The following is a 2,315-nucleotide window of genomic DNA, read 5'->3' on the forward strand; positions in this document are numbered from 1 at the left end:
GCGAACCAGGTCGCCTGCGGCACGCTGAGGCCGCCCGGCTCCCCGTGCTCGCCGGGGGTGGGACGCGGCGGTTCCCACGTGTGCGCGGTGTGCCAGCGCTGCTCCCAGTCGAGGCGCTCGGCTGCGCGCTCCCAGAACGCGATCGGATCCTGCGCCGCGATCCCGTAGACCGACGCGTCGACGTTCGCCTGCGCGGCGAATGCGGCGGGCGGGGGGAAGGATCGCGTCTCGGTGAGGCGCGCCTCTGCCTCGCCGGCATCCGCATCGAGCCCGCTCACATCCACCTCCGCAGCACGGCCTTCTCGAAGAGCACGAGGATCGCGTTGGTGATGGTGCCGAGCAGCGCGAGCAGCACGATGGCGAGCAGGATCCGGTCCACGCGGCCCGTCTGCTGGGAGTCGTTGAGCATCCAGCCGAGACCCATCGACGCGGCGATCAGCTCGGCGGCGACGAGGAACAGCCAGGACTGGGCGAGGCCGAGGCGCAGGCCGGAGACGACCGACGGCACGACGGCCGGCAGCTGAACGGTGCGGAACAGCGACCAGCCACGCAGCCCGAAGGCGCGCCCCGCCTCGACGAGCTGCGGGTTCACATGGCGCAGGGCGTCGGCGACGGTCGTGTAGACGGGGAAGAAGGCGCCGATGGCGATGAGGATGATCTTCGACTCCTCGCCGACCTGGAACCAGAGGATGAGCAGCGGCACCCATGCGAGCGACGGCACGGCGCGGATGGCGACGAGCATCGGGGCGAGCAGCACGCTGCCGGCGCGCGAGAGGCCGACGATCGCGGCGAAGGCGAGCGCGATCAGCGAGCCGAACACGAAGCCGATGAAGACGCGCTGCACCGAGATGGCGATGTGGAGCCAGAGCTGGCCGCGCTCGACCAGGTCGATGCCCGCCTCGACGACCGACCACGGACCGGGCAGCCGGTAGGGCGGCACGATCTCGGTCGCGGTGACGAACTGCCAGACGGCGAGCACCGCGAGCGGCACGACGAAGCCGCCCGCGATCCTCACCCAGGTGCGCGACCACAGTGACGACGGGCGCAGGGGCGTGCGCTGCTGCGCCGCCCCTGCGCGGTCGGGTGAACGCGCGACCGTGGTCGAGCCTTCGGTCATTCGGTGGCCTTGAGCGCGAACTCGTCGTGCACGATCGTGGCGATCGCCTGGTCGAGGGCCTCCTGGCCGCCCACGACGTCGCCCGATTCGGCGATGATCGGGGAGATCGTCGTGAGCACCGAGATCTGCGCCTCTCCGGGCACGCCCGAGACGTCGAGGTTCGAGCGCTCGTCGATCACGGTCTTGGCGACCTCGAGGTCGATCGAGGCGGCGTCGGCGAGCAGCTGCGCCACCTCGTCCGGGTGGGCGAGTGCCCAGACGCGGGCCTCCTCGTACGCGTCGACGACGACCTGCGCCACGTCGGGGTGATCGGTGATGAACTCCTCGGTGGCGTTGAGGAACCCGTAGGTGTTGAAGTCGACGTTGCGGTAGATGAGCTGGGCGCCCGACTCCGCCTCGGCCGCGGCCATGATCGGATCGAGGCCGCTCCAGGCCTGCACCGATCCGCCCTCGAGCAGGGCTCGGCCGTCGGCGTGCTGCACGTTCTGCACCTCGACGTCCTCGACGCTCAGGCCGGCCTCCTCGAGCGCCTGCAGCAGGAAGAAGTAGGGGTCGGTGCCCTTGGTCGCGGCGACCGACTGGCCCTTCAACTGGGCGACGTCGGTGATGTCGCTGTCCGCGCCGACCACGATGGCCGACCATTCGGGCTGCGAGTAGATGTCGATGACCTTGATGGGGGAGCTGTTGGCGCGGGCGAACAGGGCGGCGGAGCCGGCGGTGGATCCGACATCGATGGAGCCGGATCGCAGCATCTCGTTCGCCTTGTTGCTGCCGGCGGACTGCAGCCACTCGACCTCGACCGAGTCGCCCAGTGCGGCCTCGATGAGACCCTGCTCCTTGATCACGAGGCTGAGCGGGTTGTAGGTGGCCCAGTCGATCGAGAGCGTGCTCGTCGACCACTCGCCGCCCTCGGCCGGGGCGTCGGATCCGCCGTTCTCGCCCTGCACGCACCCGGTCATCGCGACGGCCAGCAGGCCGGCAACGAACGCGGCGGGGAGGGTCTTGCGGGTGATCGTGCTCATGGGGTCTCCTTCGGTGTGAGCTTGTGCACGCCCAGCCCGTCGAGCAGGCCGGTGCGCAGGTCGGTGAAGGCGCGCGCGCCGCGGTCGCGGGGGCGGGCTCCGGGAACGGGGACGAATCTCGCGATGGATCCGTTCGCGCGGCGGGTGTCGGCCTCGCCGTCGGGGATCGCGTCGGC

General features: G+C 70.8%; 3 protein-coding genes and 1 pseudogene. All 4 read right to left on the bottom strand.

Features of this window, described 5'->3' with window-relative positions; translation table 11 throughout:
• Positions 1-278, bottom strand: a 278-nt coding sequence (locus ACFPZL_RS12425) for an acetyl-coenzyme A synthetase N-terminal domain-containing protein (protein ID WP_382335661.1), incomplete at its 3' end; no start/stop codon positions are given.
• On the bottom strand, positions 275-1,117 hold the full coding sequence (locus tag ACFPZL_RS12430) for an ABC transporter permease (RefSeq protein ID WP_382335663.1): 843 nt from the start codon (positions 1,115-1,117) through the stop codon (positions 275-277). The genes ACFPZL_RS12425 and ACFPZL_RS12430, both read right to left, overlap by 4 nt.
• The gene (locus tag ACFPZL_RS12435; protein ID WP_218115643.1) at positions 1,114-2,139 is read right to left on the bottom strand and encodes an aliphatic sulfonate ABC transporter substrate-binding protein; all 1,026 of its coding nucleotides are present in this window, start codon (positions 2,137-2,139) and stop codon (positions 1,114-1,116) included. Before ACFPZL_RS12435 ends, ACFPZL_RS12430 begins: the two co-directional genes overlap by 4 nt.
• Positions 2,136-2,315: pseudogene (locus tag ACFPZL_RS12440) on the bottom strand (hypothetical protein); the annotation flags it as partial. The pseudogene ACFPZL_RS12440 and the gene ACFPZL_RS12435, both read right to left, overlap by 4 nt.

The organism is Leucobacter soli (genome assembly GCF_042659205.1).
Classification (GTDB): domain Bacteria; phylum Actinomycetota; class Actinomycetes; order Actinomycetales; family Microbacteriaceae; genus Leucobacter; species Leucobacter soli.